Annotated in this window: 12 protein-coding genes; 4 read left to right on the plus strand and 8 right to left on the minus strand. The window is 72.2% G+C overall.

What is annotated here, in order from left to right:
* The first annotated feature begins 189 nt into the window (after positions 1 to 189).
* Together ACFWVP_RS13985 and ACFWVP_RS13990 are read left to right on the plus strand one after the other, a co-directional pair.
* A complete protein-coding gene (locus ACFWVP_RS13985) occupies positions 190 to 621 on the plus strand; it encodes a hypothetical protein (RefSeq protein WP_384496432.1) in 432 nt (143 codons plus the stop codon).
* Between the two features lie 3 nt (positions 622 to 624).
* Positions 625 to 5,283, plus strand: a complete 4,659-nt coding sequence (locus ACFWVP_RS13990; RefSeq protein WP_384496434.1) for a caspase family protein — start codon at positions 625 to 627, stop codon at positions 5,281 to 5,283.
* Positions 5,284 to 5,314: 31 nt separating this feature from the next.
* Here the strand turns inward: ACFWVP_RS13990 and ACFWVP_RS13995 are convergent, their stop codons facing one another.
* From ACFWVP_RS13995 to ACFWVP_RS14015, 5 genes are all read right to left on the minus strand, one after another.
* On the minus strand, positions 5,315 to 6,115 hold the full coding sequence (locus tag ACFWVP_RS13995; protein ID WP_384496436.1) for an SDR family NAD(P)-dependent oxidoreductase: 801 nt from the start codon (positions 6,113 to 6,115) through the stop codon (positions 5,315 to 5,317).
* Positions 6,112 to 7,275 carry a serine hydrolase domain-containing protein gene (locus ACFWVP_RS14000; RefSeq protein ID WP_384496541.1) on the minus strand — a complete coding sequence of 388 codons (1,164 nt, stop codon included), beginning with the start codon at positions 7,273 to 7,275 and terminating at the stop codon, positions 6,112 to 6,114. The genes ACFWVP_RS13995 and ACFWVP_RS14000 overlap by 4 nt, the downstream gene beginning before the upstream one ends.
* Before the next feature lie 76 nt (positions 7,276 to 7,351).
* Positions 7,352 to 8,122 (minus strand): energy-coupling factor ABC transporter ATP-binding protein, encoded by a 771-nt coding sequence (locus tag ACFWVP_RS14005; RefSeq protein WP_384496438.1) that lies wholly within the window; start codon positions 8,120 to 8,122, stop codon positions 7,352 to 7,354.
* Entirely contained in the window at positions 8,119 to 8,880 is a 762-nt protein-coding gene (gene cbiQ, locus ACFWVP_RS14010; protein WP_384496439.1) for a cobalt ECF transporter T component CbiQ, read from the minus strand. Before cbiQ ends, ACFWVP_RS14005 begins: the two co-directional genes overlap by 4 nt.
* Before the next feature lies 1 nt (position 8,881).
* Positions 8,882 to 9,931, minus strand: coding sequence for an energy-coupling factor ABC transporter permease (locus ACFWVP_RS14015; RefSeq protein WP_384496441.1), 1,050 nt, complete (start codon positions 9,929 to 9,931; stop codon positions 8,882 to 8,884).
* A gap of 180 nt (positions 9,932 to 10,111) precedes the next feature.
* Here ACFWVP_RS14015 and ACFWVP_RS14020 point away from each other — a divergent pair, with 180 nt between their 5' ends.
* Entirely contained in the window at positions 10,112 to 10,489 is a 378-nt protein-coding gene (locus ACFWVP_RS14020; protein WP_384496443.1) for an SsgA family sporulation/cell division regulator, read from the plus strand.
* A gap of 136 nt (positions 10,490 to 10,625) precedes the next feature.
* Here the strand turns inward: ACFWVP_RS14020 and ACFWVP_RS14025 are convergent, their stop codons facing one another.
* Positions 10,626 to 12,836, minus strand: a complete 2,211-nt coding sequence (locus ACFWVP_RS14025) for an MMPL family transporter (RefSeq protein WP_384496445.1) — start codon at positions 12,834 to 12,836, stop codon at positions 10,626 to 10,628.
* A 125-nt stretch (positions 12,837 to 12,961) separates the two neighbouring features.
* Complete coding sequence (locus ACFWVP_RS14030) at positions 12,962 to 13,534, minus strand: TetR/AcrR family transcriptional regulator (RefSeq protein WP_384496446.1); 573 nt, start codon at positions 13,532 to 13,534, stop codon at positions 12,962 to 12,964.
* A gap of 203 nt (positions 13,535 to 13,737) precedes the next feature.
* On the opposite strand from ACFWVP_RS14030, the gene ACFWVP_RS14035 reads away from it, so the two are divergent.
* Positions 13,738 to 17,133, plus strand: a complete 3,396-nt coding sequence (locus ACFWVP_RS14035) for a S41 family peptidase (protein ID WP_384496448.1) — start codon at positions 13,738 to 13,740, stop codon at positions 17,131 to 17,133.
* A 288-nt stretch (positions 17,134 to 17,421) separates the two neighbouring features.
* On the opposite strand, the gene ACFWVP_RS14040 is transcribed toward ACFWVP_RS14035, so the two are convergent.
* On the minus strand, positions 17,422 to 17,649 hold the full coding sequence (locus ACFWVP_RS14040) for a hypothetical protein (protein WP_384496450.1): 228 nt from the start codon (positions 17,647 to 17,649) through the stop codon (positions 17,422 to 17,424).
* Positions 17,650 to 17,712: the final 63 nt, after the last annotated feature.

Raw genomic sequence — 17,712 nt, forward strand, 5'->3', positions numbered from 1 at the left:
CGAGGGTACTGAGCGGGGCCACGCCCCGGGTACCGGTTTTCCGCGCACGTCGCCCCCCGGCGGACGCGGCGCCACCGGCCGGACGACGTCCCGCGACTTCCGGCCGGAGTGACAACACCCCCTCTGGCAAAGGGACTTGGATGCTAGCCTTGAGCGACCGGGGAGTCACCCCAGGTGAGGGAGGAGCTCATGCGGGTCACGCTGGCTGTGGGCGACCCCGGCAGCGGCTCGGTCGGGGCACCGAACGATCTGGGCCGGTGGCTGCGACGCCACCCGGAGCTGCGTGACCGGGTCACGACGGAGCCCGGTCACGAACCGGTGGCGGGGACCATGGGGACGGCGGGCGAGCTGCTGTCGCTGCTGCTCGCGCCCGGCGGGATGACAGCCGCGCTCGCCGCCGCGGTGGTGGCGTGGCTCCAGAACCGTCGTGGCACGCAGACCGTCACGATCACCCTGCCGGACGGCACCCAGGTCACCGTCTCCTCGGAGCGGGTGCGCGGTCTCACCGCGGAGGCCTCCGGCGAGGTGGCGGAGCGCGTCGCCGAGGCGATCCGGCCGCGGCAGGACACGTCGGACGGGGACAGCGCCGCACGGGACAGGGCCCCGCAGGGCGGGGCCTGACCGGTGGCAGCCGATCCGGACGCGGGAGAGCACCTGACCGGACCCGACTGCCACGCTGTCGTGATCGGTACGGGACAGCAGCCGGCCGGAGCGCGGCTGTCGGACCTGCCGAGCGCCACACGATCGGCGGCCGCACTCGCCGAGACGCTGCGCACGGTGTGCGGTATGGCCACGGACCAGGTCCGTCTGGTGACGGATCCCGCCGGCCCGACGGACGTCCTGGCAGCCGTGTCGGCGGCCGTCGACCGGGCGGAGGGTGGAGTCGTCGTCCTGTCCTTCACCGGGCACGGCCTCCTGGGCCCCGGTGACCAGCTGTACCTGGCCACCTCGGCCACCGCTTCCGCGAACGACACGGTCCACGCCGTCCCGTACGCCGAGATCAGGAACCTGCTGAGCGCGGCACCCGTACGCCCGGTGGTGATCCTCGACTGCTGCTTCTCCGGACTCGCCGAGGCCGCTCCACAGGGTCCGCGCGGGAACCCGTACGTCTCGGCCCGGCCGGACGGCAGCTTCCTGCTGGCATCCGCCACTCATTACGCCGCGTCCTTCGCCCCCGAGGGCGAGGAGTACACACTGTTCGGCGGGGCGCTGCTCCGGCTGCTGCGGGAGGGCGACGCGGGCGGGCCGAAATGGCTCACGCTGGCGGACGTGTACCGCCACCTCGACCGGCGGTTGCAGGCCGCCCCCGCGCGCCCGCACTCGGACACGGTGGGGCGGATGGGAGACCTCGTCCTGGCCGCCAACCCGCGGTACGCGGCCACGGACGATCCGGGTCGGGACCTGACTCAGGGTCCGGCTCCGGCCCTTCGGGCACGGGACGAGGGCCCTTGCCCGTATCCGGGCATGCGGCCCTTCCTGCCCGAGCAGCGCCATCTCTTCTTCGGCCGCGAGGAGTTGACGCGCGCGTTACTCGACCGGGTGACCGGGTCGTCCGCGGACGCGGGCCTGCCCGTCGTGCTCGTGGGCCCGTCGGGCGTGGGGAAGTCCTCGCTGCTCCGGGCCGGGCTCGGCGCGGCACTCGGCCCGGGAGGACCGGGGCCCGCACTGCTGGTCGCCGCCCCCGGCGACCACCCGTTCCGGACGCTGACGGCGCGGTGGGCCGAGGCTGTGGGACAGCCGTTCGGTGAGGTGGAACGCGCGCTGGGAGCGGGCCGGTTCGTTCCGCCGGCGGACGGGCGCCGGGCGCCGGGTGTTTTGGTGATCGACCAGCTGGAAGAGATCTTCACCCACTGCGAGGACGCCGAGGAGCGGGAGCTGTTCATCCGCGCCGTCACGGGCGAGGAAACGAGCCAGGACACGGGCGACGACACGGGCGCCGCGCACCAAGGGTCACACGGGCCCCAAGGGTCGCAAGGGTCGCCGGATCCGCGTACCGCCGCCGGGACGGACACCGCCACCGGAACCCGTGCCGCGGTCCGGCCGCGTATCGTCCTCGGGCTGCGCGCCGACTACTTCGGCCAGTGCCTGCGCGATCCCCGGCTGTCCCGCGTCGTACGGGCCGGGCAGTTCACCGTCCTCGCGATGACCCGGGACGAGCTGCGCTCCGCCATCGAGCGGCCCGCCGCCCTCGCGGGGCTGCGGCTGGAGGACGGCCTGTCCGCTCTTCTGCTGCGCGAACTGCACGAGGCCCGCGGTGGCGCGGGCGACGCGGTCGCCCTGCCGTTCCTGGCCCACGCCCTTCAGGAGACCTGGGCGGCACGGCGTGGCACCCTGCTGACCTTCGCCGGATACCAGGCCACGGGCGGCATCGGCTCCTCTGTGGCCAGGGCCGCCGAGCACATCCACGCCTCGCTCGACGCGGAGGGCCGCAGCGAGCTTCGCGAACTGTGCCTGCGCATGGTGCGGTTGGTGGACGGGCACGGCAAGGCCGTACGCCGCCGGGTCCGCACGGAGGAGCTGGCGGGCGGCGAGGCCCTGCTCGGTCGGCTGGCGGACGCCCGGCTCGTGGTCGTCGACGACGGCGAGGCGCAGCTCTGTCACGACTCGCTGCTGTACGGCTGGCCGAGGTTGCGCCACTGGATCAACGCGGACCTGGACGGCCTGCTGGTACGCCGCCGGCTGGGCGAGGCCGCCGACGCCTGGGCCGAGACCGGCCGTCCGCCGAGCGGTCTGTACGCCGGCCGGCATCTGGCGGCGGCGCGGTCCCTGGCCCGGGACGACACGCGACTGCTGCCCATGCGGCCGGTCGAGCGGGACTTCCTCGGCGCGAGCGGGGCGGCGGAACGGCGCAAGAAGAAGCTGCTGGCCTCCGGCGTGGTGATGGTCCTGGTGCTGGCCCTGGTGGCGACCACGCTGGCGTTCGTGGCCCGCCGTGCGCAGACGGACGCGGAAGCGCGGGAAACCCTCCTGATCGCCCGACAGGTGGCGGCCCAGGCCGACATCATGCGGGAGCGCGATCCCCGGACAGCCCTTCGGATGAGCCTGGCCGCGTACCGCACCGCGCCCACCCCGGAGACGCGCTCCAGCCTGTACTCGGCCTACACCACGCTGGCACCGGTCGACATCCCGGCACGTGACGACGGGGCCGTTCTCAACATCGCGTTCAGTCCCGACGGAAGGACGCTGGTCACCAGCCAGGCCGGGGGCAGGGTGCGACTGTGGGACATCTCCCGGCCCGGGGTACCTCGGGAGGCGGCCGCGATGGATCTCGGCAAGGCCGCCGTGATCGCCTTCCACCCCCGCGAACCTCTCCTCGCCGTGCAGACGGAGAAGCGGCTGACCGTCTGGGACACCGCCGACCCGGGGAAGCCGAAGCGGCTCGCAGAACGCACGACCGCCGAGGAGACCGCCTACACGCTGGCCTTCAGCCCCGACGGCCGGACCCTGGCGAGCGGCAGCGGCAAGGGCAGGCTGCGGTTGTGGGACCTGGTCGAACCCGCCCGCCCGCAACCGCGCACGGAGCGGACCGAGACCGAGGAGGCACTGATCTCCCTGGCGTTCAGCCCGGACGGCCGTCTGCTGATCACGGGGAACGGCGTCGGCGGTCCGAAGGGTGAGATCCCGGGCCAGGTGCGGCTGTGGGACGTGCGCGACCCCGACCGGCCCGCGCTGCTGTCCCTCGGCACCGCCGCCTCGGTGCAGGCGGTCTCCTTCCATCCCCGGCGTGATCTCGTGGTCGCCGCCGGAGCCAAGGGGACACTGGCCTGGTGGAAGCTCGAAGGGGAGCGCAGGCTGGAGCCCGTCGCGGCCGAGGACTACGAACGCACCTGGGGAGTCAGCTACGGGGTGCCCTCGATCAGCTTCCGCGCGGATGGAACGGTGCTCGCGGCGGCCTCCGCCGGAGGACACCTGCTCCTCCGTGACGTAGGGGAGTCGGACTCCTCCCTGTACAGACTCGGGGGTCAGACCCAGTTGCCCGCGGCCGAGCCCGTACAGGCCGTGGCTCACAGCCGGGACGGAACGCTCGTCGCCGCCGGCGATGTGAAAGGTGCCGTACGCCTGTGGCCCGCGAAGCCCTCGGCGCCTTCGGTCAAGGGGACCCTGGCGTACCCGGACCCCGGGACCAGGGCCGTCAGCGATGACGGCCGCTTCATGATCACCACCGTCGCACGGGACGACTACACCAGCTCGACGCATGTGTGGGACCTGAAGGACGCCGCCGCGCCGCGCAGGGCGTTCGACGTCCCCGAAGCGTGGCAGGCCAGATACTTCCTCCCCGGCAGGCGCACACCGGTGCTGTTGGCGCACCGGTACACGAGCGGCTCGCAGAAGCACGACTTCCGGCTGTGGGAATTCGGTCCGGACGGAGAGCCGGTCCCCGGAGAAGTGATGTCGATCAGGACCGCGGATGTGGTCACCGCGGTGAGCGCCGATGGGGCGCGGTTGGCGATCGGGACGGCGAACGGCCGTCGCATCGAGCTGTGGGATGTGGGAGACACGCACGCTCCGGTGCGCCGTGGCGTGATCGACGCACCGGTGGAGTTCAGCCAGGGCGGCCTCTGGTTCGCGGGCCGCCACACGCTGGTGACGACGGAACGGGGCGCGGGCGACCGGAGCGATCTCCGGCTCTGGGACGTCACGGACCCGGCGCACCCGCGTAGGGCCGGTTCCGTGAAGGACGGCGCTCTCGGGGAGAGCGGGGGCTTCCTGCACTCCTCGAACCTGCTCGTCGTCGAGAAGGCGGCGGAGGATGTGCGGCTGTGGGACCTGTCGGACGTCGACCGTCCGACGGAGAGTGACATCGCGTTACCTTCCTCCTCCGGTGGCTACTACCCGGCCGGCCCGGACATCCTCATGACCGTACTCAGCGACGGCAGGGCCCAGTTCTGGGATGTGAGAGACCCCCGGCGCCCCGAGCGCGTGCGCAGTGCGATGCGGTTCGACAGGCCGGTCGCCACCATCGCCATGAGTCCGGACGGCAGCCGCGCGGTGACCGGTTCCCCGTACCGGATCTGGGCCGTCGGGCCGCACGGCCGGTGGCACACCCCGAGCCTCGCCACACTGGATACGGCGGCCCGGGTCGAATTCCTGCCGGACGAGCGCCCGTTCATGGCTGTCGTGCCGGACTCGGACGTCCGGGGCGTGCGGGACACGACCTTCCTGCTCCCGCTCGACACCGACGGCATCTACGACGAGCTGTGCCGCACGCACCCGACGAACATCGACAGGGCCCAGTGGGAGAGCCTTCTCCCCCACATCGAATACCGGCGCTCCTGCGACTGAGTCCGGCGTGGACGGGGATCCGGCCGCCGGACTACGCCTCGCCCGACATCGCCCTGCGGAAGCCCGTGTTGACCCCCATGAGGCCCCCGTCCACCCGCAGCGTCGTCCCCGTGATCCAGGACGCGTCCCGGGAGGCGAGGAAGGCGACGGCGGAGGCGATGTCGTCCGGGGCGCCGAGCCGGCCCAGCGGGTACAGGGCGCTCGCCCGTGCCAGGTCGGCGTCACGGCCCGCCCAGGCGTCGGTGCGGATCGTGCCGGGGGCGATCAGGTTGACCCGGACACCGCGCGGGCCCGCATGGCCGGCCAGTGTCCGGGTGAGGCTCGCCAGGCCCGCCTTCGCGGCGCTGTAGGCATGCCCGCCGAAGTCCTGCTCGCCGTTGACCGAGCCGATGTTGACGATCGCGCCCCGGCCGGAGGCCACCAGGTGCGGCAGCGCGGCGCGGGAGCAGCGGTAGGGGCCGGTGAGGGTGATGTCGAGGGTGTGGTCCCAGGATTCGTCCGCCTCGTCCTCGAAGAGGGGGGCGTCCTCGTGGTTGGCGTAGGCGTTGTTGACCAGGACGTCGAGCCGGCCGAAGGACGCCACCGCGTGGGCGACGGCCACCTCGACGGCCGCCCGGTCGCCCACGTCGCAGGGCAGCGCCTCGGCCGTGCCGCCGCTCTCGCGTATCTCCGCCGCCGTCCTCCGGGCCCGTGCGGCGTCCAGGTCGGTGACGAGGACGGCCGCACCCTCGGCGGCCAGCCTGCGGGCCGTGGCCGCGCCGATGCCCTGGCCCGCGCCGGTGAGGAGTGCGGAGTGTCCGTCGAAGCGTGCCGCGGAAGGAGAAGGAGTCATAGGACCGAACGTAGTGCCCTGACCAGTGCCTGGGCACGGGGGTCGGCGGTCACTCCCTTCTGCAGACCGTTCGTCACATAGCCGAGAGCGATGCCCGATTCGGGGTCGGCGAAGCCCAGCGATCCGCCGCGGCCCGGGTGGCCGAAGGAGCCGGGGGCCAGCAGCGGGGCGGCCGGGCCGTGCAGCATGTAGCCGAGACCGAAACGGGTGTTGACGACCAGGACCCGGTCCGGGCCGGCGGACTCCTCCGTGCGGGCCAGGGTCAGCGTGGCGGGTGCGAACAGCCGGTGGCCGTCGACCTCGCCGATCATCGCGGCGTAGCAGCGGGCGAGGCCGCGTGCGGTGGCGACGCCGTTGCTGCCGGGGAGTTCGGCCGCCCGGTAGACGGGGTCGTTCTCGTCGGGGAGCGGGTCGATCGCGCCGAACGCGCGGCGGGTGAGCGAGGCGGGGTCGCGGTAGGCCTCGGCGACGGAGCGCTTGGGGCGCAGGCGCAGGGCGCCGCCGTTGCCCTCGGTCACCGGGGGTTCGACGGGCCCGATCCGCCCGATCCGGTGCGCCTCGTCCGCCGGGAGCCCGAACCAGAAGTCCAGACCGAGCGGGCGGGCGATCTCCTCGGCGATCCAGCGGCCGATGGTGCGTCCGGTGGTCCTGCGGACCAGTTCGGCGACGAGCCAGCTGTAGGTCTGGGCGTGGTAGCCGTGGTCGGTTCCGGGCTCCCACAGCGGTCGTTGGGCGGCGACCGCCCGCGGTCCGGACGTCCCGTCGACCGCCTCCTCGGGCGTCAGCGTCGCGTCGAGGGCGGCCAGGCCGGCGCGGTGGGCCAGGAGGTGGCGTACGAGGACGCGTTCCTTGCCGTTCGCCTTGAAATCCGGCCAGTACGTGCCGACGGGGGCGTCCAGGTCCACCTGCCCGCGCTGGTGCAGCAGCAGCGGTACGGCGGCGGCGATGCCCTTGCCGGCCGACCGGACGATCTGGACGGTGTCGACGGCCCACGGCTCGGTGCCGTCGACATCCCTCGTGCCGGCCCACAGGTCCACGACCTTGCGGCCGTGGCGGTAGACCGTCACGGCCGCCCCCCGCTCGCCCCGCTGTTCGAAGTTCCGGACGAAGGCGTCCCGTACCGCCTCGAACCCCGGTGTCACCGTGCCCCGTACGTCCACGCCTGCTCCCGCGCTCCCGCTCATCCCCCCATGGTGCATCGGACCGCAGGCCGGGCGGGGGGCGGGTCGGGTCTGTTCACGTGAGCGGCACGACGACGGAACGCGGGTCGAAGCCGAAGGGCAGCTCCAGCCGGTGTTCGCGCATCAGTTCGCCGTTGCAGAGGAGGTCCTGGGTACGGTCGTCGGCGGCGATCACCCCGTCGCTGAGGATCACGGCGCGTGGGCAGAGTTCGAGGGCGTACGGCAGGTCGTGGGTGACCATCAGCACGGTGACGTCCAGGGAGCGCAGGATGTCGGCCAGTTCGCGGCGGGACGCCGGGTCCAGGTTGGAGGAGGGCTCGTCCAGGACGAGGATCTCCGGCTCCATGGCGAGGACGGTGGCGACGGCGACCCGGCGGCGCTGGCCGAAGGAGAGGTGGTGCGGGGGCCGGGTCGCGTACGCCTCCATGCCGACCTGCTTGAGCGCGGTCATGACCCGTTCCTCCAGCTCGGGGCCGCGCAGTCCGGCCGCGGCGGGCCCGAAGGCGACGTCCTCGCGGACGGTCGGCATGAAGAGCTGGTCGTCGGGGTCCTGGAAGACGATGCCGACCCGGCGCCGGATCTCGGCCAGGTGGCGCTTCTCCACCGGCAGCCCGGCGACCCGGACGGTGCCGGCGCCCGCGTCGAGGATGCCGTTGAGGTGCAGGACGAGGGTGGTCTTGCCCGCCCCGTTGGGGCCGAGGACGGCGACCCGTTCGCCGCGGGCCACGGTCAGGTCGACGCCGAACAGGGCCTGGTGACCGTCCGGATAGGCGTAGGCGAGGCCGCTGACCTCGAGGGACGGCGCGGGGGCGGTGGGCAGGCTCATACGGTCCATCCCAGCAGACATACGACGAGGGCGAGCACGGGGAGCACGGACGCGTACGCCCACTGGGTGCGGGAGGCGGTCACCTCGTCGATCACCGGCATGGTGCCGGTGTAACCGCGGCTGACCATGGCGAGGTGGACACGTTCGCCGCGCTCGTAGGAGCGGATGAACAGGGCGCCCATCGTCTTCGCGAGGACACCCCAGTGCCGTATACCGCGCGCCTCGAATCCGCGGGAGCGGCGGGCGATCGACATCCGGCGCAGCTCGTCGGTGATCACGTCGCCGTAGCGGATCATGAACGACGCTATCTGGACGAGGAGCGGCGGGAGCCCGATCCGCTGGAGGCCGAGCAGCAGGGAACGCAGCTCGGTGGTGGAGGCCAGGACGACCGAGGCGGCCACGCCGAGGGTGCCCTTGGCGAGGACGTTCCAGGCGCCCCAGAGCCCGGGGACGCTGACGGAGACACCGAGGATCTCGGTCTGCTCGCCGGGCACGACGAACGGCATGAGCACCGCGAACGCCACGAACGGCACCTCGATGACCAGCCGCTTCAGCAGGAAGCCGACGGGGATCCGGGCCGCTGCGGCGACCGCGGCGAGCAGCGCGGCGTACAGCGCGAAGGCCCAGACGGCCTCGCGCGGTGTGGAGACGACGACCACGACGAAGCAGAGGACCGCGACGAGCTTGCAGTGCGGCGGCAGGTCGTGGACCGGGGAGTGACCGTGCCGGTAGAGCTTGTGCGCGTGGCCGGATCCCATGTCAGTGGGACCTGGTTCCGGTGGTGACGGGCTCCTGGGGCGTCCGGCGCCTGCGCACGGCCCGGAAGACACCGCTTCCGACGGCCACGGTGACGCCGACACCGATCACTCCGGCGAGACCACCGGAGATCCGGGTGTTCTCGACGTCCTTGACGCCGTAGTCGGCGAGCGGGGAGTCGGCCGCGCCGTGCTCCTCGACCTTCTCGTCGATGCCCTTGTCGGCGGCGACCTTCTCCAGGCCGTCGGGGTTCGCGGAAGCGTAGAAGGAGACGAAGCCCGCGAGGACGAGTGCCGTGACCAGCCCGGTCGCCCAGACCTTGCGCGTGGAACGCGGGGCGGCGGGGGCGGGGGCGGCGGCCGGGGCGTCGACGAGCTCGCCGTCGACACGGAGCTTGAGCGGGGCGGCGAGGCCGCGTGCACCGTGGACGAGGTCGGGACGCACCGCGATGACGGCACCGACGGTCAGCGCGGTGATCGCCGCCTCGCCCACGCCGATCAGGACGTGGACGCCGACCATCGCGGTGAGAACCTTGCCGATGGGTACGTCGGTGGTCCCGCCGACGGCGTAGAGCAGGGTGAAGGCGACGGCGGCTGCCGGTACGGAGACCAGCGCGGCCACGAAGGCCGCCGCGGTGGTCGAGCGTCGGCCGCCGGGCAGCACACGGACGAGCCCGCGGAAGAGGGCGTACGCGACGACGACGGTGACGACGCCCATCACGGAGATGTTCACGCCGAGCGCGGTGAGGCCGCCGTCGGCGAAGAGGATGCCCTGCATCAGCAGGACGACGGCTATGCAGAGCACCCCGGTGTAGGGCCCGACCAGGATCGCCGCCAGCGCCCCGCCCAGGAGATGGCCGCTGGTGCCGGCGGCGACCGGGAAGTTCAGCATCTGCACGGCGAAGACGAACGCGGCGACGAGACCGGCGAGCGGCGCGGTGCGCTCATCCAGTTCCCGCCTGGCACCCCGGAGGGAGACGGCGACCGCACCCGCGGCGACGACTCCTGCGACGGCGGAGACGGGTGCGTTGATGAATCCGTCGGGTACATGCATGGAGTGGCTCCGCTTCGGGGCGTTTCTGCGGGCGGTCGGCAACCGCTCAATGATAGTGCCTTGTTGCGAAGCCTTCGCAAGAGCGCAGCCAACCCAACTGCTTTCTCCTCTCAACGCGCCCAAATGTGAACATATGCGACATTGGATGGGCGGAGGAGTTCACACAGAAGGAGCCGGCCCATGCCCCTCGTGATCCAGGAACACGCCCGAGCGCGGCTCATCACGGACGGACCCGACCCGCGGCTGATCCCCGTGGAGCTGCGCCACGACCCCGGCGAACCGCAGACCGTCCACCTCGGGCTGCCCGGCGGTGTCGACTGGGCCTTCGGCCGTGACCTCCTGGAGAAGGGACTGCGCTCCCCCGTCAGCCGCGGCGACATACGGGTCTGGCCCTGCGGCCGGGCCCAGCTGGTCGTGGAGCTGCACTCACCGGACGGCGTGGCCGTGTTCCAGTTCGACATCGCGCCGCTGATCCGCTTCCTGCGCCGCGTACGGGAGGAGACCCGGACCGCCACCAGGGCGGAGCCCGCCTCGGCCGCGTCCGCCACCCGCGCATGACGAGAGCCCCCGTGCCGCGTGCACGGGGGCTCTCTGTCGCTCCGGCCCCCCGTCCCCACAGGTAACCGGCGCACCGGGGCCACGTTCCGCTCGGACGCGGAACCCGGAGCAGGCGCGGCTCGGGTCGAGCCGCGGGTCAGACGCGGCTCAGCTCGCGCTCGCCGTCCGCGGGACCGCCTGCGGCGGGCTCCGTACGCAGGCCCTCACCCTCCACGTCCACGTTGGGCAGCGCACGGTCGAGCCGGCGCGGCAGCCACCAGGCACGCTTGCCGAGCAGGGCGAGCACGGCGGGCACGATGGCCATCCGGACCACGAAGGCGTCGAAGAAGACCGCGATGGCCAGCGAGAAGCCGATCATCTTGATCATCGATTCGCCGGAGCCGATGAAGCCCGCGAAGACCGCCATCATGATCACCGCGGCGGCCGTGACCACGCGGGCCCCGTGCTCGAAGCCGGTGACGATCGCCTGGCCAGGCGTCTCCCCGTGGACGTACGCCTCACGCATCCGGGTGACCAGGAAGACCTCGTAGTCCATCGCGAGACCGAAGACCACACCGACCATGAAGATCGGCATCATGCTCATGATCGGACCGGTCTGCTCGATCCCGAAGAGCGAGGCGAGCCAGCCCCACTGGAAGACCGCGACGACCGCGCCCAGGGCCGCGGCGACCGAGAGCAGGAAGCCGAGGGCCGCCTTCAGCGGCACCAGCAGCGACCGGAAGACCACCATCAGGAGCAGGAAGGCCAGGCCGACGACGAGCGCCAGGTAGGGCAGCAGCGCGGCGTTCATCTTCTCGGAGAAGTCGATGTTCATCGCCGTGGCACCGGTGACCAGCACCTCGGCACCCGTGTCGCTCCTGATGTCGGCGCCGGCGTCACGGATCGCGTGTACGACGTCCTCCGTCTCGACGGAGCTCGGCCGGTCCTCGGGGACGACCGTGATGGTCGCGGCGTCGCCGGCCTTGTTGAAGGTGGCCGGGCTGACGGCGGCGACGTGGCCGATGCCCTCGATCTCCTGGGAGACCTGCTCGACGGCCGTCTTGCCGTCCGAGCTGCTCTTGGTGTCCACGACGACCAGCAGCGGACCGTTGAACCCGGGTCCGAAACCGTCGGACAGCAGGTCGTAGGCCTGGCGCTGCGTGGTGCTCTTCGGCTGGGAGCCGTCGTCCGGCAGACCCATCTCCAGCGAGGCGGCCGGTACGGCGATGACACCGAGGCCGATCACTCCGGCCAGCAGCACCCACACCGGCTTGCGCAGCACGAACCGTGCCCAGCGGGTGCCCATGTTCGGCTTCGCCTCGGGCTTGTTCTCCTCCTGGGCGGCCTTGCGCGCCTTGCGCCCCATGACCCGCTTGCCCGCGAAGCCCAGCAGTGCGGGGACGAGGGTGAGCGCGATGAGGACGGCGATAGCGACCGTGCCGGCCGCGGCGGCGCCCATCTTCGTCAGCATCGGGATGTTGACGACGGCGAGCCCGACGAGCGCGATGACCACGGTCAGACCGGCGAAGACGACCGCGGATCCGGCCGTGCCCACGGCCCGCCCGGCCGCTTCCTCGCGTTCCCTGCCCTCGGCCAGTTCGGCACGGTAGCGGGAGACGATGAAGAGCGCGTAGTCGATGCCGACCGCGAGGCCGATCATCATGGCGAGCGTGGAGGTGGTGGTGCCCAGGTCGAGCACGTTGGCCAGGGCCGTGATCAGTGACACGCCGATTCCGACGCCGACGATCGCGGTCAGCAGCGGCAACCCCGCGGCGATCAGCGAACCGAAGGTGATGACCAGCACGACCGCGGCGACCGCGATCCCGATGATCTCGGTGGCACCGGTCTCCGGCATCGCCTGGAGCGCGTCACCGCCGATCTCCACGGTCATCCCGCTGTCCTGCGCGGACTCGCCCGCCTCCTCCAGCGCCTGCCGCGTCCCGTCGGTCAGCTCCATCGAGCTGACCTCGTAGGAGACGGAGATGTACGCCGTCGAACCGTTCTCGCTGACGGCGTCCGCCTTGTACGGGTCGGCGACGGAGGCGATCTGGTCCGAGCCGGACTCCAGCTCGTCCACGATCTTGCCGACCTCGGCCTTGTTGCCGGCGTCGGTGACCTTCTGGCCCTCGGGGGCCTTGAAGACGACCCGGGCGGTCGCGCCGTCGGCGCTGCCTCCGGGGAAACGTTCTTCCAGCAGGTCGAAGGCCCTCTGGGCCTCCGTGCCGGGAATCGAGAAGGAGCTGGAGGTGGCGGTGGACGCGGACGCGGCGCCGAATCCGGCGAGCGCCAGCAGTGCCACCCAGACGAGGGCGACATAGCGGCGGCGCCGGAAGGCGAGTCGCCCCAGCTTGTAAAGGAATGTGGCCACGGAGGAGTACTCCCGGTCAGGTCGTGGAGTGGAAAAGGGCGTGAGGAACCAGCCCGACGACGAGAGCGGCGTGTCAGGTGGGGCGTCGGGGAGAGGTGGTGCGAAACGCGGGGCGAGCGGGGACGTCAGACGCCGAGGGCGGGGAACACCACGGCTTCCACGTAGTCGACGAGGAACGCCTGGTCGACCGGTCGGTCCTCGACCAGCTCCCGAGCGGCGAAGGCGCCGATCATCATGTGCGGTACATAGGGGAGCGCCGGATTGTCCGGACGCACCTCACCCCGGTCCACGGCCCGCTGGAGCAACGCCCCGAGACCGGTCATCTCCGGCTCGATCAGCAGCTCACGCAGCGCCTGGAACAGATCGGGGTTGTCGTGGACGGCATGGCTCAGACCCCGCAACAGCGCGGAGTTCTTCTCCATCTGGCAGTCGTCGGTGCGGGTGAGCACGGCTTGGACGTCACCGCGCAGCGAACCGGTGTCGATCTCGGCAAGGTGGACCGGCTTGTTGTTCCGGAGTGCCCTGACGACCAGCTCGGGCTTGCTCCCCCACTGGCGGTAGAGGGTGGCCTTGCTGGAACGGGTGCGGGCGGCAACGGCGTCCATGGTCAGGGCTTCGTAGCCGACCTCGCCGAGCAGGTCGAGCACAGCGGCGTACAGCTCGTTCTCACGTTCTGGCGTGAGCCGGCTGCGTGCCATGTGTCGACCTCCTGTTCCCTTGCGCCTGCTGGATCGTACGTCAGTGGTCGGCCGGCCCGGCGGGCGAGCCGATGATCCACTAAGCGAACGAAACCGTTTCGTACACTTCGAAGCTACCCCCCTCCCCCAGCGAAACGAAACTGTTTCGCTTGTGTCGTGCGACACAAGTTGCCGGAGGCCCTTCGCGCGGAAAGCATTGGAGGGTGAGTGACGACGTCGCGTATCTCCGTTTCCCGCACCTCCACAAGGACTTGCTCTGCTTCGCGGCCGAGGACGACCTCTGGGTCGCTCCTCTCGCCGCGGCGGGGCAGCGGCCCGGCCGTGCCTGGCGGGTGACTGTCGACCGGACCCGGGTCAGTCATCCGCGCTTCTCGCCCGACGGCAGCCGTATCGCCTACACGACCTGGCGCACGCTCGATCCAGAGATCCACCTGGCCCCTGTCGACGGGGGCCCCGCCCGCAGACTCACGTACTGGGGCTCGACGGACACCAGGGTCTGCGGGTGGAGCCCCGACCCCGGCGACAGCTCCCAGATCCTCGCCGTGTCCTCGCACAACCAGCCGTTCTCGTACTTCTCGTGGGCCTACAGCGTCCCCACCGACGGCAGCCCCGGCGGCAAGCTGCCCTGGGGGCCGGTCTCCGACATCGCCGTCGCGGACATCGACGGGGAGCGGCGCACCCTGCTGCTCACGGGTACGCCGCCGCACGAGCCGTCGGCGTGGAAGCGCTACCGGGGCGGGGCGACCGGGCGGCTGTGGCTGCACGGCGAGCGGCTGCTGCCGGACATCGGCGGGCATCTGGACGCGCCGATGTTCGTCGGCCGGCGCATCGCCTTCCTCTCCGACCACCAGGGCGTCGGCAACCTGTACTCGTGCCTGATGGACGGCGGCGATCTGCGCCGCCACACCGACCACGACGCGTTCTACGCCCGTAACGCGTCCAGCGACGGCGGCAGGGTCGTCTACCAGTGCGCGGGCGATCTGTGGCTGGTCGACGACCTGGAGTCGCCGGACGCCGTGCCCCGGAAGCTGGAGGTACGGCTCGGCGGACCGCGCACGGGCCGGCGCACCTACCAGGTACCGGCGTCGAGCCATGTCGACTCGCTGTCCGTGGACGAGACGGGCCGGGCGAGCGCGGTCTCCGTACGCGGCAGCCTGTACTGGCTCACGCACCGCGACGGGCCCGCCCGCACGATCACCGACACCCCGGGGGTGCGGGTCCGGCTGCCGGAGATGCTCGGCAGCAGCGGCCAGGTCGCGTACGTCACCGACGCGGACGGCGACGACGCGATCGAGATCGCCTACCTTCCCCGGGCCAGCGGCGACCGCGAGCCGCGCAGGCTGGCCTCCGGCCGGCTGGGCAGGGTCCAGGAGATCACCTCGGACCCGGAGGGCGAACGACTGGCCGTCGCGTCGAACGACGGCCGGTTGCTGCTGCTGGACACCACGCGGGGCCGGGCCCCGGACCTGGCCGCCCTCCCGGATCCGGCGGACGTCTCCGCCGCCTCCGTCGCCTCCGACGCCTCCGCCCCGACGGAGGCTCCTGCTCCCGCCTCCGCCTCCGAGCCGGACGACGTGGTCACCGAGCTGATCCGCTCGCTCAACGGCCCGGTCCGAGATCTGGCGTTCTCGCCGGACGGCGCCTGGCTGACCTGGTCGCACCCGGGCATCGGCCGGTCGCTGCGGCAGATCAAGCTGGCCAGGATCACCGGCCCCGGCGCCCCGGTGATAGTGGATGTCACCAACGGCCGCTTCGAGGACGAGAACCCCGTCTTCACCGGGGACGGCCGCTACCTGGCCTTCCTGTCCTGGCGCGGCTTCGACCCGGTGTACGACGTCCACACCGGCGACCTCTCCTTCCCCCTGGGCTGCCGCCCGTACCTGGTCCCGCTCTCCTCGGCCACCCCTTCACCGTTCGCCCTGCTCCCCGACGGCCGGCCCGCGGCGGGCGGGCTGGACCCGGTGGACATCCCCGAAGGCACCGTCGAAGGGCCGACGGTCACGGTGGAGTTCGAGGGTCTGGAGAGCCGGGTGACGCCGTTCCCCGTCTCGGCGTCGAAGTACTCGGCGCTGCAACCGGTCGGCGGCGGCGGTCTCGTCTGGCTGCGCTGGCCGATCTCCGGTGCGCTGGGCGAGACGTTCGCCAACCCGGCGGACATGTCGGGCCGGCCCACGCTGGAGCACTTCAACATCGCCAAGGCCCGGAAGACCGAACTGGTCGACCACCTCGACTGGTTCGCGGTCAGCGGGGACAGGACCCGGCTGGTCGTCATGGACGACGGCGAGCTGCGCGCCGTACCGTCCAACGAGGCCGGCGACAACGACTCCACGGTCTATCTCGACCTGCGCCGCATCCTGCACGACGTGGACCCGGCGGCCGAATGGCGCCAGGCCTACGGGGAGGCGGGGCGCATCATCCGGTCCTACTTCTGGGAACCGGACATGTGCGGCATCGACTGGGACGGCGTGCTCGCCCAGTACCGGCCCCTGGTCGAACGGGTCGCCTCACCCGACGAGTTCGCGGATCTGCTGCGCGAGGTGGTGGGCGAGCTGGGCACCTCCCACGCGTACGTCTCGCCCGCCCGCCGCAACGAGGGGCCGCCGCACTACCAGCGGGCGATCGGGCTGCTGGGCGCGAACCTGGTGTGCCGGGACGGCGACTGGACGGTACGGCGGATCCTGCCCGGTGACTCCTCGGACTCCAAGGCCCGTTCACCGCTCGCCGGTACGGGCATCCGGGAGGGCGCCGTCCTCACGCATGTCGACGGCCGGCCGGTCGACCCGGTGGCGGGGCCGTACCCGCTGCTGACGGCAGCGGGCGGCACGACGGTCGAGCTGACGTTCCGCCCGGCCGGGGGCGAGGGCGGCGGCCGTTCCCGCCGCATCGCGATCGTCCCCCTGGTCGACGAACGGCCGCTGCGCTACCAGGACTGGGTGGCCAAGCGCCGCGAGGTCGTACGGGACCTGAGCGGCGGCAAGTGCGGGTATCTGCACATCCCGGACATGGGTGGCTCGGGCTGGGCCCAGTTCAACCGCGACCTGCGGCTGGAGGTGTCGCGCCCGGCCCTGATCGTGGACGTACGGGGCAACGCGGGCGGCCACATCAGCGAACTGGTCGTCGAGAAGCTCACCCGCACGATCCTCGGCTGGGACCTGACCCGCAACGCACAGGCGGTCAGCTACGCGTCCAACGCACCCCGGGGCCCGGTGGTCGCCCTGGCGGACGAGGCCACGTCCTCCGACGGCGACATGATCACGGCCGCCTTCCGGCTGCTGAAACTGGGGCCGGTGGTGGGCCAGCGCACCTGGGGCGGCGTGGTCGGCATGACCGGACGTCACAGGCTCGGTGACGGGACGGTGATCACGGTGCCGATGAACGCGGCCTGGTTCGACACGTACGGCTGGTCCGTCGAGAACCACGGCGTCGAGCCCGACGTCGAGGCGCTGCGCACCCCCCTGGACTGGGCGGAGGGCCGCCACGCGGTCCTGGACGACGCGGTCCGGGTGGCCCTGGACCTCCTGAGGGACCACCCCGCGGCCACACCCCCCACCTACGCCACAGCCCCGACCCTCCGCCGCCCCCCGCTCCCCCCGAGGTAAACCCCGGCACAAGCCCCGCACCCGCCCACACGGGCCGCACCCCTCCAAGCCCGCCCGGCGCTTGAAAGCACCCGGCGGCCCGGCCCAGCCCATCCCCTCAAGCCCGCCCGGCGCTTGAGGGCACCCCACGGCACGGGCGACACGGGCCGCACCCCACCCAGCCCGCCCGGCGCTTGAGGGCAATCCCCAGCCCGTCCGGCGATTGAGGACCAGGCCCGGGCGGACCCGAGCCCACGCAAAGGGGGGCGCACCCGGTCCCCCGGATGCGCCCCTCACAACGCAGACGCGTCAGCGATCGAACCGCTCACGCGCACGGTCCGCCGTGTCCTGCGCCCGCTCCCGCACCCCGGCCTGCTCCGAGCGCTGCGGACGCTCCGAGCCGCGACGCTCCGAACGCTCGTCCGAGGCACCGGACGAACGCTCCCGCGCCTCGTCCCGCCGCTCACCCGGCTTCTTCTGCTTGGCCTGGTCGGCGAGCTCCTGCGCCTTGTCCTTGAACTGGTCTGCGATGCCCATGCTGTTCACTCCTATGTGGGTGCGTGGGGGCGGCCCCGTAAGGGCCTCGCTCAGACTTACACA

The organism is Streptomyces sp. NPDC058637 (assembly GCF_042717325.1).
In the GTDB taxonomy this organism is placed as follows: domain Bacteria; phylum Actinomycetota; class Actinomycetes; order Streptomycetales; family Streptomycetaceae; genus Streptomyces.

Excerpts from the sequence above, each read along its gene's own strand:
- ACFWVP_RS14040 (WP_384496450.1), bottom strand. The coding sequence starts at position 17,649 with ATGGGCATCGCAGACCAGTTCAAGGACAAGGCGCAGGAGCTCGCCGAC.
- ACFWVP_RS14015 (WP_384496441.1), bottom strand. The coding sequence starts at position 9,931 with ATGCATGTACCCGACGGATTCATCAACGCACCCGTCTCCGCCGTCGCA.
- ACFWVP_RS13985 (WP_384496432.1), top strand. The coding sequence starts at position 190 with ATGCGGGTCACGCTGGCTGTGGGCGACCCCGGCAGCGGCTCGGTCGGG.
- ACFWVP_RS14020 (WP_384496443.1), top strand. The coding sequence starts at position 10,112 with ATGCCCCTCGTGATCCAGGAACACGCCCGAGCGCGGCTCATCACGGAC.
- ACFWVP_RS14030 (WP_384496446.1), bottom strand. The coding sequence starts at position 13,534 with ATGGCACGCAGCCGGCTCACGCCAGAACGTGAGAACGAGCTGTACGCC.
- ACFWVP_RS14005 (WP_384496438.1), bottom strand. The coding sequence starts at position 8,122 with ATGAGCCTGCCCACCGCCCCCGCGCCGTCCCTCGAGGTCAGCGGCCTC.
- ACFWVP_RS13995 (WP_384496436.1), bottom strand. The coding sequence starts at position 6,115 with ATGACTCCTTCTCCTTCCGCGGCACGCTTCGACGGACACTCCGCACTC.
- cbiQ (WP_384496439.1), bottom strand. The coding sequence starts at position 8,880 with ATGGGATCCGGCCACGCGCACAAGCTCTACCGGCACGGTCACTCCCCG.